The 15486-nt window shown below is 70.1% G+C and carries 16 protein-coding genes; 9 read left to right on the top strand and 7 right to left on the bottom strand.

Annotated elements, in window-relative coordinates; all coding sequences use genetic code 11:
- The first annotated feature begins 48 nt into the window (after window positions 1-48).
- Window positions 49-1602 carry a GMC family oxidoreductase gene (locus tag A5705_RS10380; protein WP_082956398.1) on the top strand — a complete coding sequence of 518 codons (1554 nt, stop codon included), beginning with the start codon at window positions 49-51 and terminating at the stop codon, window positions 1600-1602.
- Window positions 1603-1782: 180 nt separating this feature from the next.
- On the opposite strand, the gene A5705_RS10375 is transcribed toward A5705_RS10380, so the two are convergent.
- Window positions 1783-2088: a WhiB family transcriptional regulator gene (locus A5705_RS10375; RefSeq protein ID WP_255382361.1), complete on the bottom strand. Its 306-nt coding sequence runs from the start codon at window positions 2086-2088 to the stop codon at window positions 1783-1785.
- Between the two features lie 488 nt (window positions 2089-2576).
- On the opposite strand from A5705_RS10375, the gene A5705_RS10370 reads away from it, so the two are divergent.
- A complete protein-coding gene (locus A5705_RS10370) occupies window positions 2577-2870 on the top strand; it encodes a hypothetical protein (protein ID WP_067882661.1) in 294 nt (97 codons plus the stop codon).
- A gap of 49 nt (window positions 2871-2919) precedes the next feature.
- Window positions 2920-3747, top strand: coding sequence for an enoyl-CoA hydratase/isomerase family protein (locus A5705_RS10365; protein WP_067882366.1), 828 nt, complete (start codon window positions 2920-2922; stop codon window positions 3745-3747).
- On the opposite strand, the gene A5705_RS10360 is transcribed toward A5705_RS10365, so the two are convergent.
- Complete coding sequence (locus tag A5705_RS10360; protein WP_067882364.1) at window positions 3742-4530, bottom strand: MBL fold metallo-hydrolase; 789 nt, start codon at window positions 4528-4530, stop codon at window positions 3742-3744. The two genes, A5705_RS10365 and A5705_RS10360, sit on opposite strands and share 6 nt — an antisense overlap.
- Entirely contained in the window at window positions 4523-6058 is a 1536-nt protein-coding gene (locus A5705_RS10355; protein ID WP_067882361.1) for a long-chain-fatty-acid--CoA ligase, read from the bottom strand. The genes A5705_RS10360 and A5705_RS10355 overlap by 8 nt, the downstream gene beginning before the upstream one ends.
- Window positions 6059-6181: 123 nt before the next feature.
- Here A5705_RS10355 and A5705_RS10350 point away from each other — a divergent pair, with 123 nt between their 5' ends.
- Genes A5705_RS10350 through A5705_RS10340 form a run of 3 tightly spaced genes read left to right on the top strand, consistent with a single transcriptional unit; the run spans window position 6182 to window position 8749 of the window.
- Window positions 6182-6970 (top strand): SDR family NAD(P)-dependent oxidoreductase, encoded by a 789-nt coding sequence (locus tag A5705_RS10350; RefSeq protein ID WP_068277270.1) that lies wholly within the window; start codon window positions 6182-6184, stop codon window positions 6968-6970.
- 17 nt (window positions 6971-6987) lie between these two features.
- Window positions 6988-7920 carry a catalase family peroxidase gene (locus A5705_RS10345; RefSeq protein ID WP_068277269.1) on the top strand — a complete coding sequence of 311 codons (933 nt, stop codon included), beginning with the start codon at window positions 6988-6990 and terminating at the stop codon, window positions 7918-7920.
- 58 nt (window positions 7921-7978) lie between these two features.
- Window positions 7979-8749 carry a sulfite exporter TauE/SafE family protein gene (locus A5705_RS10340; RefSeq protein WP_068277267.1) on the top strand — a complete coding sequence of 257 codons (771 nt, stop codon included), beginning with the start codon at window positions 7979-7981 and terminating at the stop codon, window positions 8747-8749.
- Here the strand turns inward: A5705_RS10340 and A5705_RS10335 are convergent.
- Both A5705_RS10335 and A5705_RS10330 read right to left on the bottom strand, forming a co-directional pair.
- Window positions 8736-9833, bottom strand: coding sequence for a glutamate--cysteine ligase (locus tag A5705_RS10335; RefSeq protein WP_068277264.1), 1098 nt, complete (start codon window positions 9831-9833; stop codon window positions 8736-8738). The two genes, A5705_RS10340 and A5705_RS10335, sit on opposite strands and share 14 nt — an antisense overlap.
- A 31-nt stretch (window positions 9834-9864) precedes the next feature.
- Window positions 9865-10308 carry an anti-sigma factor antagonist gene (locus tag A5705_RS10330; protein ID WP_067882346.1) on the bottom strand — a complete coding sequence of 148 codons (444 nt, stop codon included), beginning with the start codon at window positions 10306-10308 and terminating at the stop codon, window positions 9865-9867.
- A 152-nt stretch (window positions 10309-10460) separates the two neighbouring features.
- Between A5705_RS10330 and A5705_RS10325 the strand changes: the two genes are divergently transcribed.
- Window positions 10461-11081 carry a TetR/AcrR family transcriptional regulator gene (locus tag A5705_RS10325; RefSeq protein WP_067882344.1) on the top strand — a complete coding sequence of 207 codons (621 nt, stop codon included), beginning with the start codon at window positions 10461-10463 and terminating at the stop codon, window positions 11079-11081.
- Window positions 11082-11089: 8 nt separating this feature from the next.
- Here A5705_RS10325 and A5705_RS10320 read toward each other — a convergent pair whose 3' ends face one another.
- Together A5705_RS10320 and A5705_RS10315 are read right to left on the bottom strand one after the other, a co-directional pair.
- A complete protein-coding gene (locus A5705_RS10320) occupies window positions 11090-11755 on the bottom strand; it encodes a DedA family protein (RefSeq protein ID WP_067882342.1) in 666 nt (221 codons plus the stop codon).
- Window positions 11752-12591 carry an SGNH/GDSL hydrolase family protein gene (locus A5705_RS10315; RefSeq protein WP_068277258.1) on the bottom strand — a complete coding sequence of 280 codons (840 nt, stop codon included), beginning with the start codon at window positions 12589-12591 and terminating at the stop codon, window positions 11752-11754. Before A5705_RS10315 ends, A5705_RS10320 begins: the two co-directional genes overlap by 4 nt.
- Before the next feature lie 71 nt (window positions 12592-12662).
- Here A5705_RS10315 and A5705_RS10310 point away from each other — a divergent pair, with 71 nt between their 5' ends.
- Window positions 12663-14300: an acyl-CoA synthetase gene (locus tag A5705_RS10310; RefSeq protein WP_068277256.1), complete on the top strand. Its 1638-nt coding sequence runs from the start codon at window positions 12663-12665 to the stop codon at window positions 14298-14300.
- A 105-nt stretch (window positions 14301-14405) separates the two neighbouring features.
- Entirely contained in the window at window positions 14406-15467 is a 1062-nt protein-coding gene (locus tag A5705_RS10305; protein ID WP_082956410.1) for a permease, read from the top strand.
- Window positions 15468-15486 lie beyond the last annotated feature (19 nt).

The following is a 15486-nucleotide window of genomic DNA, read 5'->3' as shown; positions in this document are numbered from 1 at the left end:
AATCTAGGTATCTGCCCATATACCCAGCTGGTGAGTCAGGAGGTCTTTGTGGATACTGTGTTGGAGCCGCGTTACGACATCGTCGTGTGTGGTGCTGGGTCGTCAGGATCGGTGATCGCCGGCCGGCTGGCCGAGAACCCCGACATCAAGGTCTTACTTTTGGAGGCCGGCGGCAGCGACGACGTCCCCAGCGTGACCGACGCAAACCAATGGCCGTCCAACCTTGGCAGCGAACGCGATTGGGGATTCATCTCCGAGCCGGACCCGCGGCTTCATGGCCGCGCGATCGCGTTTTCGATGGGTAAAGTGCTCGGCGGCGGATCCAGCATCAACCTGATGATCTGGGCGCGCGGACACCGCAGCGACTGGGACCACTACGCTGCCGAATCCGGTGAACCGGTCTGGGGATACGAGGCGACCCTCGATCTGTACCGGCGGATCGAGGATTGGCGCGGCACCGGCGAGCCAAACCATCGGGGCAGGGGCGGCCCGGTGTTCGTACAACCGGCACCCGGCGCGCATCCGCTCGCGGCGGCGACGTTGGAAGCGGCGCGGGCACTGGGGATCCCCAGTTACCAAAGCCCCAACGGGCCCCTGATGGAGGAGACCCGCGGCGCCGCCATCGCCGACCTGCGCTGGCGCGACCAGGAACGCCTGTCGGTGTTTCGCACCTACACCGCCCCACGCCGGCAGCAGCCGAACCTGGCCGTGGTCCCGCACGCACTGGTCACCCGCGTGATCCTGGAAGGCAACCGGGCCGCCGGTGTCGAGGTCGTCCATGGCGGCACCGTGCACCGGGTAGCCGCCGACGCCGAGGTCGTCCTGTCGCTCGGCGCCATTCACACACCAAAGGTGCTGATGCAGTCCGGCATCGGAGACCAAGACGAATTGCGCCGAGTAGGCCTCACCGTGCGCCAGCACCTGCCCGGCGTCGGGCGCAACCTTCAGGACCACTTCGGGTTCGACTGCGTGTGGGAGTTTCCCGAGAACATCCAGGGCAGCACTCAGGTCGGGGCGACGATGTTCTGGGACTCCGGGGCGGCCGACGCCCAGGGGCCGGACCTGTTCGCATGTTCAGGCCCATTCCCGAAAGCCACCGCGGAAAACGCCGCGAAATACGGCCTCCCGCAAAACAGCTGGGTCCTGTTCGGCTCGCCCGCGCACCCGTACAGCCGCGGTCGGCTAAGGCTGTCAGGTCCCGACCCGACCGATCCCATTCGAATCGAAGCCAACGCGCTCGCGGACCCCGAAGACCTCAAGACCGCCATCGCCTGCGTCGAAACCCTGCGCGAGATCGGAAACTCCCCGGAGCTGCGGCCGTTCGTCGTGCGCGAGGTCATGCCGGGCGACCTGCGCGGCGCCGAGTTGGAGACCTATTTGCGTGACGCCGTCACCACCTACTGGCACGAGTGCGGTACGGCGAAGATGGGCCGCGACCCGATGTCGGTGGTCGACGGACACCTCAAGGTGTACGGCATCGAGGGCCTGCGCGTCGCCGACGCATCGATCATGCCCCGCATCAGCACCGCCAACACCATGGCGCCCTGCGTCGTCATCGGCGAACGCGCCGCACAATTCATCCAAGCCGCGCACCGAATCTGACCCGGGGTCGCCACGCATCAGCCGGCGGGGCGGCGACTCGTCCAATCAGGCAGGCAGCCCCAAACGGCCCTCGATGACCTTCATGTGCCGTGGCGCATCGTAAATGAGCACCGCCGCCAGCTGTAATAATTTCGTAACGAGGAATTCAAACGCCGCCAGGCTTGCGGCGGCCGGGGCCGCCTACCCGACGGAGCGGGAGTTGCGCTTGTCGAAGAAGTCAGTCCACGAGACGACCTCCGGGTGCCGCTTGAGCAATGCCCTGCGCTGGCGCTCGGTCATGCCTCCCCAGATCCCGAACTCGACCTTGTTGTCGAGCGCATCCGCCCCGCACTCTTGCAGCACAGGGCAGTGGCGGCACAACACCGCGGCCCTACGTTGTGCAGCCCCCCGGACGAACATCTCGTCGGGATCCATTTTTCGGCACAGCGCCTTCGAGACCCAACCGCGATCGTCGTCGACGGTGCGCGACGTGCGGTGTACGGGCACAAGGCTGACCGGCCGCGCGGCCGGTTCTGGTCCTGACAACGAGCTATCCCTTCCTTCAGGCCGGCCGCATCATGTTGCGACCGCCTCCCTGGCCATGCCGGGATATGCGCCACATCGTGCCCGCGCGTGTGACGTGAATCCCCCCGTGCTCAAGTTAAGCGATTCGGTATCGATTGCGCAACGTTTTTGTGGCACGCATGTACCTTTTTCCGGTGAACCGGCTAGGACGCGCCCGTGACGTCGTGCGCCCGTCAGCCAGCGTTGGCACGCCGTTAAGAAACGGCCCCCTGGACGTTCGCCCCCGCAGCCGGAGCTCCTGCGGATCCACCGACGAGGAGGTCGCGTTTCTGCGCCGGCGGTTCCCGCCCCGCGCAAAGTGCGACCCGAGCGGTGCGACGCCGTGTCCAAACGTGATCGACTGTTCCCGCCGCTGCAACGCTTTAATGTGCAATCGGCAGTACCGGACCAAGACGCAAAGGATGGCGAACATGGCAGCCAACCAAGAGGGGATCGGCGTGCTGAAGCTCGAATGCCCGCAGCGCCACCCCGTGGGCAGGATCGTGAAGGAAGCCCCGCATCAGGCGGTTCAATTCGACCCCGGTGCCCAAGTCGGCGCGCGCCGCTTCTGGCCGGACGAAGACGACCAGCCGCAGTTCAAGATCCACTGTCGTTTCTGCGACAAATCGGTGGCCGAGGCCACGTCCGCCCTGCAGAACCAGCTGGCCACCCTGGTCGCCGACGCCGCGCAGACCATCCGAACCGCGACGCTGCAGTACGCATAGCGGGCGTTACAGTCTTGGGGCGCGATGTCACGCCGACGAGAGGAGCCCCGTGGCCACCCAGGACAGTAGCCCCCGCCCTCCCGAGGGCGACTGGCTGGGCACCCCGTACCTGAGATTCGAGCGGCAGGGGCCGATCGCGCTGTGCACGATCGACCGCCCGGAAGCCAAGAACGCCTTCACGCCCGCGATGTACTTCGGGATTCGTTGCGCCGTAGGTCGGGTCAACGAGGACCCTGACCTGGCCGGGCTGCTGATCACCGGAACGGGCGAGATCTTCGCGCCCGGCGGCGACATGGGCGGCGGGGGAGGAACCGACGACTGGATGACCTTCGGCTCCGCCCTGGGCATGGACGTCACGCCGTTCGACGCGGTGCGGACCTCGGCCAAGCCCGTCGTCTCGGCGGTCAACGGGCTGTGCCAGGGCGGCGGCATGCAGATCGCGCTGTGCAGCGACCTGTCCGTGGTCAGCGAGCGGGCCACCTTCCGGGTGCCCGAGTTGTTCCGCGGCTACGCCGACACCTACTACAGCCAGATGCTCGCCCGGCTGATCGGGCCGGTCCGCACCCGTGACCTGATGTTCACCGGCCGGGTGCTCACCGCGGTCGAAGCCCTCGACTGGGGCCTGGTCACCCGGGTGGTCCCGCACGAGACCCTGCTCACCGCGGCGAAAGATCTACTGGCCCAAGCCTGCCGGACCGCGCCGCGCGCCCGCGGCGTGATCAAGTCCAGCATCGACAACTACCTCGGCCTGTACGACCGCATCGGCATGACCGCCAGCCTCAGCGATGCCGAGGCCCGGGAGGGCTTCCGCGCCTTCAAGGAGCGGCGCTCGCCGGACTGGGTGCATCCGGAGCTGCGCGCCGAGGGGCGGCTATAGGTCGATCCACTCGCCGTGGGCGGCCACCCGCAGCAGGTTACCGATCCCGGCTGCGTCGAATGCCGCGGCGAAGTCGTCGACGCCCTCGCTGAAATGGGCCCAGCCGTCGACGTGGGCCGGGATCACCACCTTCGCGCCGAGCACCTCGGCGGCCGCGGCCGCGCGCGCCGAGGTCAGCGTCAACGGCCGGCCCCGCTCCTTGGCCGGCACGGTCGCCGCCCCGGCGAACAGCACGGCGACGTCGATCGCGCCGACCCGGTCGGCGACGTCCTTGACCGCGCTCAACGAGGCGTTGTCGCCGCTGAGGTACACGGTCGGCAGACCCGGCCCGGACAGCACGAACCCCGTCACCTCGCAGTTGACGTGGCCGCCGGCGTCGCGCTGCCCGTCGGCCGGGCCGTGCACCGCCGGAACCGCCTGCGCCGCAAGGCGTCCCGATCCACCGGGCAGGTCGTAGGACTCCCACGCCGGCACACCGACCGCCGGTGGCCCCAACCGCCCGGCGGCGCCGGGATGGGTCAGCACCAGCGGCGCCGCCAGCGCCATCCGGCGGCCGTCGTCGTCGAGGTTGTCGGGATGCTGATCGTGGCTGATCAGGACGGCGTCCACCGGGCCCAGCTCCTCGGCGCCCACCGCGGGCCCGGTCAGCTTGGTCAGGTAGGCGTGTTCGCCCGGCGGATCGAACGTCGGGTCCATCACCAGCCGGCGGCCCGCGATGTCGACGACGGTCGTGGGACCGCCCAGCACGCTGATCGCGCAATCGCGCCGCCCCGCGTCAAACATTGCGCGCCCTCCCTCGCCAAAATGGTTCCCGCAGCGCTGCTTTGAGGATCTTACCGCTGGGGTTACGCGGCAGCGACGGCACGAAGTCCACCGTCCGCGGGCATTTGTAACCGGCCAGGTGCCGGCGGCAGAACGCGATGATGTCATCGGCATCGACCTCCGCGCTGGGAACGACGATCGCCTTGACCGATTCACCCCAGTAGTCGTCGGGAACGCCGATGATCGCCGCGTCGGCGACGGCGGGGTGCTCGATCAACACGCTCTCCACTTCCGGCCCGTACACGTTCTCGCCGCCGGTGATGATCATGTCCTTGAGCCGGTCCTCGATGTAGACGTAGCCGTCGGCGTCCAGGCGCCCGATGTCGCCGGTGCGCACCCAGTCGTCGGCGGTGATCGTCTCGGCGGTCGCGTCGGGCCGATTCAGGTAGCCGGTCATGTTCTGGTTGCTGCGCACCCAGATCTCGCCCGGCTCCCCGGGCGGCAGCACGTCACCGGTCTCGGGATGGACCACCCGAATCTCGCAGCCCAGCACGGCCTTTCCGGCCGCCAGTTGCAGATGCGGCCGGTCGGGGTCGCGGTGGTCGGCGTCGCCGAGCGCGGTGACCGCCCCGCACACTTCGGTCTGCCCGTACACCTGCACGAAGTTCGTCTCCGGCCAGGTCTCGAGCGCGCGGTGCAGCAACGGCAGCGGCATGGGCGCGGCCCCGTACACGATGTAGCGCAGGCCGGCGACGGCCGCGGTCGCCGTGTCGCCGGCCTGAAGGAATCGCGCGATCACCGGCGGCACGAAGAACGCGTGCGTCGCGCCGGCCCGCACGGCACCGATCAACGCGGCGGCGTCGGGCTCGCGGGTCATGATCGTCGGGGCGCCCGCCCGGATGCCGAACAGGGCATAGCCGATGCCACCGACGTGGAACAGGGGCATGCACACCAGGTTTGCGTCGCCGTCGTCGAAGGGGAACGCCGGTGCGAGGTTGGCCGCGTGGTTGGCCAGGGCCCGCTGGCTCAGCAGCACACCCTTTGGCCGCCCGGTGGTGCCGGAGCTGTAGATGATCAGCGCGATGTCGTCCTCGTCGACGGCCTCGGGCGCCACCGGAGTTGCCGCGGCGAGCAGGGATTCGTACTCGTCGTCGACCACCACGATCCGTTCCGCGGAAGCGGTCGCCTCGATCACCGGACGCAGCTCGGCGCCGACGAAAAGCAAACGGGGACGGCTGTCCTCGAGCACGTGGGCGAGCTCGTCGCCGGTCAGGCGCCAGTTGACGACGGTGGTGACCGCGCCGATCGACGCCGCACCGAACAGGATCTCCAGGCAGGCCGGGTGATTCTTGTCGAGGAACGCCACGCAGTCGCCGCGGCGTACGCCGGCCTCGAGGAGCGCCCCCGCCGCGCGCCGAATGCGTGACGCCCACTGCGCCCAGGACCACTGCCGATCGCCGAAGCGCATCGCGACGTCGTCGGGTCGTCGGTGGGCGTGTCGCTCGACGAACCCGGCGAGCGTTTCGGTCGCGGTGCGTGTGTGTTCCACACAATGAGTGTGCCCTGAGGGCTTTGAGTGTGCGCACACGGCGGAAATTCGGCTTTCCCGCCCTGGGGCCACACGCGACGCCGCTGACGCACACCCTGCGGCGTCTGTGCCACTATCACTGCCATGATCAACGCCGATCGAGCGCGGTCCCGCACCTTCGTCGTGACGGGCGCGGCGTCGGGCATCGGGCTGGCCACCGCGCGGCGCCTGCTGGCCGAGGGCGGCACCGTCGTCGGCGCCGACCTCGCCGACCCGCCCGACCTCGGCCCGCAGTTCCGGTTCGTCACCGCCGACGTCACCGACGAGGACGCCATCGCCGCGGTGCTGGCCGCCGTGCCCGACCGCCTCGACGGCCTCTTCCACGCGGCCGGGGTGGCCGGCGGCGGCCCGGTGCACCTGCTCGACCGCAAGGAATGGGATCGGGTGATCGGGATCAACCTCACCGGGACCTTCCTGATGGCCAAGGCGGCGCTGGCCAAGATGATCGAGCAACCCCGCCTCGACGGCGAACGCGGCTCGATCGTCACCGTGGCCAGCATCGAGGGCCTGGAGGGCACGGCGGGCGGGAGCTCGTACAACGCGGCCAAGGGCGGCGTCGTCCTGCTGACCAAGAACATCGCCCTGGACTACGGGCCGAGCGGCATCCGCGCCAACTCCATCTGCCCCGGCTTCATCGAAACCCCTATGGCCCGAAACGTTTTCGGGCTGCCGGGGATGGAAGGCCCGCTGGCCTCGATCACCGAGGAGCACGCGCTGCAGCGGCTGGGCCAACCCGAGGAGGTGGCGGCGACGGCGGCGTTCCTGCTGTCGCCCGACGCCTCGTTCGTCAGCGGCCAGGCCATCGCCGTCGACGGCGGCTACACCGCGGGTCGCGATCACGGCGTCGTCAAACTCTTCGGCTTCCCCGACTAGCGCCTTAAGATTCGCGCATGGTCACTCCCGACGAGGCGATCGACGCGATCCGCGGCACCGGCGGCGCGCAGCCCGGCGCTCGCGCGTTGCACGCCAAAGGCACGCTGTACCGCGGCAGGTTCACCGCCACCCCCGACGCGGCCACGCTCTCCCGCGCCAGGCACCTCGACGGTTCGCCGGTGCCGGCGCTGTTCCGGTTCTCCAACGGGTCGGGCAACCCGAAGCAGCCGGACGGCCTGCCCGGGGTGCGGGGGATGGCGGTGAAGCTGACGCTGCCCGACGGCTCCACCACCGACGTGTCGACGCAGACCGCGCGGCTGTTCGTCTCGAGCACGCCTGACGGGTTCGTCGACCTGCTCAAGGCCATGCGGCCCGGTCCGGCGATGCCGCTGCGGATGGCCGGATACTTCCTCACCCACCCGCGGCTGATCGGCGCGCTGCCGATCCTGCGCGACGCCAACAGGATTCCGGCAAGCTACGCCACCACCGAGTACCACGGGCTGCACGCGTTCCGCTGGGTCGCCGCCGACGGCAGCTCGCGATTCGTGCGCTACCACCTGGTCCCGGCGGCGGGTCAGCAGTTTTTGTCGGCGTCGGCCGCCAAGGGCAAAGATCCCGACTTTCTGCACCGCGAGCTCAACCACCGGCTGGCGGGCGGCCCGGTCCTGTTCGACTTCCGCGTGCAGGTCGCCGGGCCGGAGGACTCGACCGTCGACCCGTCGGCGGCCTGGCGCAGTTCCGACACCGTCCTCGTCGGCACCCTGGAGATCACCGGCCTGGACACCGAGCGCGAGCACGGCGGCGACATCGTCGTGTTCGACCCGATGCGGGTGACCGACGGCATCGAACCCTCCGACGACCCGGTGCTGCGCTTTCGCAGCCTCGCGTACTCGGCGTCGGTCAAGCTGCGCACCGGCGTCGACCGTGGACGAGAGGCACCTCACGTCTGACGGATAGGGCGATCGGCCCGCCGGCCGACTAGGCTGTGCGGAAGTGCTGCTCTCCCATATGGTTTTGATCGCCCTGGCCGGTTTCGCCGCCGGCGCCATCAACGCCCTCGTCGGCTCGGGCACCCTGGTCACGTTCCCGACGCTCGTCGCGCTCGGCTACCCGCCGGTCACCGCCACCATGTCCAACGCGGTCGGCCTGGTGGCCGGCAACGTGTCGGGCACCTGGGGGTATCGCGCCGAGCTGGCCGGGCAGTGGAACCGGTTGCGCTGGCAGCTGCCCGCGTCGCTGGCCGGCGCGGTACTGGGCGCGTTCCTGCTGCTGCATCTCCCCGCGAAGGTGTTCACCGAGATCGTCCCGGTGCTGTTGGTGCTGGCCCTGGTGCTGGTGGTGATCGGACCGAAGCTGCAGTTCTGGGCCGCCCGGCGCGCGGAGGATGCCGGGCGTTCGCCCGAACACATCACGCCGGCCCGGATGGCGGTGCTGGTGCTGGGGACCTTCGCGGTCGGGGTCTACGGCGGCTACTTCACCGCCGCGCAGGGCATCCTGCTGGTCGGCATCATGGGCGCGCTGCTGCCCGAGTCGGTGCAGCGCATGAACGCGGCCAAGAACCTGCTGACGTTGGTGGTGAATGTCGTTGCGGCGGTGAGCTATTCGCTGGTGGCATACCACCGGATCAGCTGGCCGGTGGCCGGGCTGATCGCGGCGGGCTCGCTGCTCGGGGGAGTGGTCGGGGCGCGCTACGGGCGCCGGCTGTCGCCGACCGCGTTGCGCTCCACCATCGTGGTGGTCGGGCTGATCGGGCTGTATCGCCTGCTCAGCGTGGCCTGACGGTGGCCTCGGCGACCACGTCCAGCACGTCGTGGCGCCTCCGCCACGCCCGCAGCTGCCGCATCGCGCCGTTGCCCCGGGCGGCGATGCGGTCCAGTTCGGCTGCGGCGCGGTCGTATTCGCCCAGCGCCTCCAGCGCCGGGCGCACCCGCTGCACCAGCGCGCCCAGCAGCTCGTGCGCCGGCACCGCCCCGCGGCCGTGGATCAGATCGAGCGAGCGCCCCGCCAGCCCGTCGTGGGCGGCCTTCCAGTAGGCGGCCCGCAGCGCACCGGGTGGCAGGCGCCCCAGCACGTCACCTTCTCGGGGGCCTTCGTCGCGCGCGCTCAGCGCCGTCATCACCGCTGCCCGGACCAGCGTGGCGAGCAGCACGGTCTCCTCGACCGTCGCCGGCACGTCCGCGACGCGCACCTCGACGGTCGGGAAGTCCGCCGACGGCCGCACGTCCCAATAGATCATGTCCCGATCCAGGATCACCCCGGTGTCGACCAGCATGGCTACCGCGCGGTCGTAGTCGTCGGGCGTGGGGAAGAACGGCGGCGGCCCGGCGGCCGGCCAGCGTCGCCACAGCACGCTGCGCCAACTCGCGTGACCGCTGTCGGCGTTGCGGTACACCGGCGAATTGGCCGACAGCGCAAGCAAAGACGGCAGCCACGGCCGCAGCCAGTTGCTGACGTGGATGGCGGACGCGCGGTCGGGCACCTGCACGTGCACATGGCATCCGCAGATGCCCTGCTCGTGGGCGATCATCCCGAACTGCGCGCCGATCCGGCGGTAGCGCGGCGTGTCGGTGACGGGAAATTCGTGCGGGGTGGCGGGCGGCAGGCCCGCGGCCAGCAGCCGAACGCCGGCGGCCTCGGCGGCCTGCGCCGCGGCGCGCCGCAGCCGGTCGAGCTCCTCGGCGAGTTCCGCGCTGCTCGCCGCCACGCCGGTGGCGGTCTCCACCTGGCAGCTGCTCAGTTCCAGCTGCAGCTCGACGCCCCGCCGCTTCGCCTCCGCGGCGACGGCGGCGTTGCGGGGGGCCGGTTCGCCCGTCCGCGGGTCGACGAGGAGGAACTCCTCCTCCACACCGACGGTGGGCCCCAAGTCAGGCCCTGAAAATCCGGAGTCGCTCAGCTCACCAGCGAGCGGCCGACGCCAGCGCGGCGTCCGCGGTCGGGTAGATGGGCAGGATGGCGTTGAGCCCGCACGCGTCGACGATCCGGGCGACGATCGGCTCGTGGCTCACCAGGCGCAACTCGATGCCGCGGTCTCGACACCGTTGCGCCTCGTCGGCGAGCACCGCGAAGGCGCAGCAGCCCATGAAATCCAGCCCCGTCACGTCGACCACGAAGGGGCCGGGCGGAATGACCACGCCGGCCGCCTCGCTGACCAGCCGGCGCCAGGTGTGCTCGTTGCAGGCGTCGACCTCGCCGCCGGCGTTGATCAGCACGGCCGCGCCGTTGCGGTCGGTGGTCGCCCGCAGGGTGCTGTGGGGATCGCCCAGCTCGTAAACCAGCCGCGTGCTGAGCGTCAGAGGTGGTGGGCTGGACATCTGTTCGGCAACAATAACGGGGCTCATGGTGGACTCCCTAATCGACCGACGCGGGGCGTCGGGATGGTGCCCGTCCTGCTGACTTAAGACGAATTCTTCGCGACGTGCGAATCTCATTTGTATAACGAGACAGGGCGGTCTGTCTACATGCGGGCGCCTAAGAGTATGGTAAGGCGCGTATGACCAGCCACGATGTCCCGACGCAGGTCGCCTCGGCCCGTGAACGGATCCTGACCGCGGCTTACGAGTTGTTCAGCCGGCGCGGGATCCGCGCTGTCGGCACCGACGAGGTCATCGAGCGGGCCGGCGTGGCCAGGGCCACCCTCTACCGTCATTTCGCGACCAAGGACGACCTCGTCCTGGCCGTGCTGCAACGGCGGGAGGAGGTCTGGACGCACGGCCTGATCGAGGAGCAGTCGCGGCAGCGGGGCGCGACGCCCGAGCAGCAGTTGCTCGCCATGTTCGACGTCCTGCACGAATGGTTCCAGCACCACGACGCATACGAAGGCTGCTCGTTCATCAACGTGCTGCTCGAGTTGGGGGTTGATCACCCGGCCGGGCAGGCCTGCATCGTCCACATCGAACACGTCCGCGACATCGTGCGGCAGCGCGCCGTCGCGGCCGGGCTGATCGACGTGGAGGACTTCGCCTCGTCGTGGCACATCCTGATGAAGGGCGCCATCGTGCTGGCCGCGGTGGGTGACCTGGACGCCGCCGTGCGGGCCCGCAGGATGGCCTGCGCGCTGATCGAGGAGCATCGGCCGGTGGCGCCGGAGGACGTCGGCGAGGCGGTCGGTTAGCCGCGGCCTCAGGCGGCGTCGGCGGCCGTGGTGCCGGTTTTTCGGTAGTGCTCTTCCTCGAGCTCGGCGATCATGCGCGACGTGCGCTCCCGCAACGCGAAGGCGGCGATGAGGCCGCACACGATCGCGACGACCAGCGCGACCCAGGAGAACCGCTGCATCCAGCGTTCGGCGGCCACGCCGGCGAAATAGACCAGGGCGGTGGTGCCGCCCGCCCAGCAGATCGCCCCCGACACGTTGGCCGCCAGGAACCGTCGGTAATGCATCTTCAGCGCGCCGGCCAGCGGCCCGGCGAAGATCCGCAGCAGCGCGATGAAGCGGCCGAAGAACACCGCCCGAACCCCCCAGCGGTTGAACAGCTTCTCGGCGAGCGCGACGTGTCCAGGCCCGAAGTGCCTGGGGAACCGCCGGCCGAGCCGGTCGAACAGCGGCAGGCCGAACCGGCGACCGATCGCGTAGCCGATCGAGTCGCCGATGACGGCACCGATCACCGCGGCGACGCCCACGCCGACGGGGTTGACGGCCAGGTCATGGTGCGACGACATCAGCGCGGCGCTGACCAGCACGATCTCGCCGGGAAGGGGAACGCCCAGGCTTTCCACGCCGACCACACCGCCGACCACCAGGTAGACCAGCAGTGGCGGGATGGACTGCAGCAGAGCCTCCACACTCATGGGTCAAGGATGCCTGACCGGCGCAGGAACCGCGCCGCTATGTCCTCGCTGGGCGCGCTGAGCGGCTCGAGCCGCGGACGCTTGGGCACCCGCCCGTCGGCCGAAGACATGCCGCGCAGCCGGCGCCACACCCACGGCATGAACTTCTGCTGCGTCCAGCGCAGCTGGCCATAGGTGCGGGATTTGAACGACAGCCGCGTCGGGCTGCCGCTCGCTTCGGCCCAATCATGGTTGCTGCCAGGCAAATTGAGGGCCTCGGCGGCGGCCTCGGCGAACAGGATGTGTCCCTTGGTGGACGCATGCACGCGGTCGATGTCCCAGGTGTCCAGGTCCCGCATCGAAGGCACGTCGTAGAGGTCCACCAGCCGGAAGCCGTATTGGCCGGCGGCCGCCCGGATGGCGTCGTTGATGCGGGTGAGCCGCCCGGACACCAGCCGCCCGAGTGGCAGGAATTGCGCGACGTTCGGGAAGGTGGTGGTCACCACCGTCGCACCCGATCCGGCGAGCGCGGCATACAGCTCCGCGAGGTCGGTGAGGGCACGGCCGAACGAGTTTCCCGGCTGGATCACGTCGTTCATGCCGATGCACACGGTGACCAGGTCGGGTCGCATCGCCAGCGTCGGCGGGACCTGCTCGCGCAGGACGTCGGCCACCAGCTTGCCGCGGATCGCCAGGTTGGCGTAGTGCAGGCCCGGGTAGTGCGAATCGATCATCGCCGCGAGCCGGTCGGCAAACCCGAGGCAGCCGATCGCGTCGTTGCCATCCCACAACCCCTCGGTCTGGCTGTCCCCGATGGCGACGTATCGGCTGTATCCGGTCTGGGTAGCCCCGCACACGATGCAGAGACTAACCGCTATCGCCGCTTCCGTCGTTGTAGCGTGGCGCTGGCTTCAGGTTAGGAGATTCTGTGGAATTCAACCTTGCCCAGGTGTTCGCGGCGGTCGCGGCGGCCAACCCGGACCGGGACTGCATCGTGTTCGGCGATCGGCGCTTCACCTTCGCGCAAACCGCCGAACGTGCCCGACGCTTCGCCCGGGCGCTGCACGGGTGGGGGCTGGGCGCGCATCGCGAACGCGCGGAGCTCGCGCCCTACGAATCGGGCCAGAGCCACCTCGGGCTGTACCTGGCGAACTGCAACGAATTCCTCGAGGCGATGCTCGGCGCGTACGGCGCGCGGGTCGCCCCGTTCAACGTGAACTACCGCTACGTGGCCGACGAGCTGGTGTACCTGCTCGGCAACGCCGGCGCCGAGGCCGTCATGTATCACGCGCGGTTCGCGCCCACGCTGGCCGAGGCGCTGGCCAGGGTGCCCGGTCCGGTGCGGCTGATCCACGTCGACGACGGGTCGGGCAACGACCCGCTGCCGGGTGCGGTGCGCTACGACGAGCTGCTGGCGTCGGTGTCCGACGAGCCGCTCGACGTTGTGCCGTCGCCCGACGACCTGTACGTGCTCTACACCGGCGGCACCACCGGGATGCCCAAGGCGGTGCTGTGGCGGCAGCACGACATCTACGTGAACGCCATGGGCGGGCGGGCGTTGGGCACCGACGAGGCGGTGTCCAGCCTGGACGAGATCGTCGAGCGGTCGCGGCTTGCGGGGCCGGGCTCGATGACCCTGGCGCCGCTCATGCACGGCGCCGCGCAGTGGGCCGCCTTCATCAGCCTGTGCGGGGGCCGGCCGTTCGTGATGGCGCCGACGACCACGCATTTCGATCCGGCCGAGGCGTTGGCGCTGGCCAGCCGAGAAAGGGTGATGTCGCTGTCGATGGTCGGCGACGCCTTCGGGCGGCCGCTGGCCGACGAGCTCGAAGCCGGCGATTACGACCTGTCCGGGCTGCTGGCGCTGGTCACCGGCGGGGCCGCGCTCAGCGCCCCGCTCAAGCAGCGCTTCGTCGAGCTGCTACCCCAGGTGACGATCCTGGACGCGGGCGGCGCGTCGGAATCCGGCGCGCAGATGATCCAGGCCTCCAGCCGGGCGCAGGGCGCGACCGGGCGCTTCGTGCCCAATCCGGGCGCCGTGGTGGTCAGCGAGGACCTCACCCGGATCCTGTCGCCGGGCGACGACGAGATCGGGTGGCTGGCCCAGCAGGGACCGATCCCGCTGGGCTACCTGGGCGATCCGGAGAAGACGGCGCGCACGTTCCCGGTGATCGGGGGCATCCGGCACTCGGTGCCCGGCGACCGGGCACGCTGGCACGCCGACGGCCAGATCGAGCTGCTCGGCCGCGATTCGGTCACGATCAACTCCGGCGGCGAGAAGATCTTCGCCGAGGAGGTGGAGGCCGCGATCGCCGAGCACCCCGCCGTCTACGACGTCGTGGTGACGAGCCGGCCCAGCGCCCGGTGGGGCAACGAAGTCGTCGCGCTGGTTCAACTTTCCGACGGCGCGCCCGTCGACGCCGACGGCATCATCGCCGAGGCGGCCCGCCACATCGCGCGCTACAAACTGCCGAAGGCGATCGTGTTCTGTGACCGGTTGCAGCGCTCGCCATCCGGCAAGGCCGACTACCGGTGGGCGAAAGCGCAAGTGGCGCAGGCTAATTGAATCCGGTGACGCCACATCTGTCGCAGTGGCCTGGGTTGGGGAGCAGGTGACCTTTTGCCCGCCTCGCAGCGACAACCGCGGCGTCCTGCGTTAGCGTCGGTGACCGTGGCCGCACCGCTGAGTGTCAACGCGATTCGCACACCGGGGCGGGCCGCCGCCGCCATCGGCGTCGCCGTCACGCTGGCCGTCTTCGTGGCGGGGCTGACCTGGGCCAAGTGGACGCCGTACGCGGCCAAGGCCCTCAAGGCCCACCGGACCCATCGCTGGCCGGCGTCGAACATCCTGTCGGCCGGCGGGGTGCGCGCCGGGGACGCGCCCACCTGGCACGCCGCCACGACGTTTTTCCATGCCTATTTCCTGTCCATTTGGCAGGCGCTGGTGGTGGCGCTGCTCCTCAGCGCTTCGGTGCAGGCGTTGCTGCCGCGGGCGTGGCTGCCGCGCCTGTTGAATAGGCGCGGCCCGCTGACGAGCGCGCTGGCCGGCGGGGTGGCCGGTATGCCGTCGATGATGTGCACCTGCTGCGCCGCCCCGGTCGCGGTCACGTTGCGGCGCAACGGGATCGGCCGCGTCGCCGCCGTCGCCTACTGGCTCGGCAACCCGTTGCTGAATCCGGCGGTGCTCGTGTTCTTGCTCTTCGTCGCTCCCTGGCAGTGGACGCTGACACGGGCCGTGGTGGGCGCCGCCGCCGTGTTCGGCGTCGCCGCGGTGGTCGGCCTGGTGACCCGTGAGGGCGCGCCGCCGACCGCCGCGGCGGCGGCACCGCCGGCCGTCGGATTCGCCCGCGCGCTGCTGCGGCTGGGCCTGTTCCTGTTGCCCGAGTACGCGATTCTGGTGCTCCTGGTCGGGGCTTTCCGGGGCTGGCTGCTGACCCTGACCGGCCTCCCGCACCGGGGCCCGCTGACGGGTCTGCTGATGGTGGTGCTCGCGGCGGTGGTCGGCACGTTGCTCGTCATCCCGACGGCGGGAGAGATCCCGATCCTGCACGGACTGGCGCTGCTCGGCGTCTCGTCGGGGACGCTCGGCGCGCTGCTGATCACGCTCCCCGCGGTCAGCGCACCCGGAATCGCGATGGTTGCGCGCAGCTTCGGTTGGAAGGCCACCGCGGCCACCACCGTCGCGGTGATCGCGGCGGGCCTACTGGGAGCGACGGTCCTCAGCGCGCTCTGAGTGGCGAGTACCGTCACTG

Origin of the sequence: Mycobacterium sp. E787, assembly GCF_001668725.1 — a bacterium.
In the GTDB taxonomy this organism is placed as follows: domain Bacteria; phylum Actinomycetota; class Actinomycetes; order Mycobacteriales; family Mycobacteriaceae; genus Mycobacterium.
Note: the sequence above shows the minus strand (reverse complement) of the source record. Positions and strands in the feature narration are given on the sequence as shown.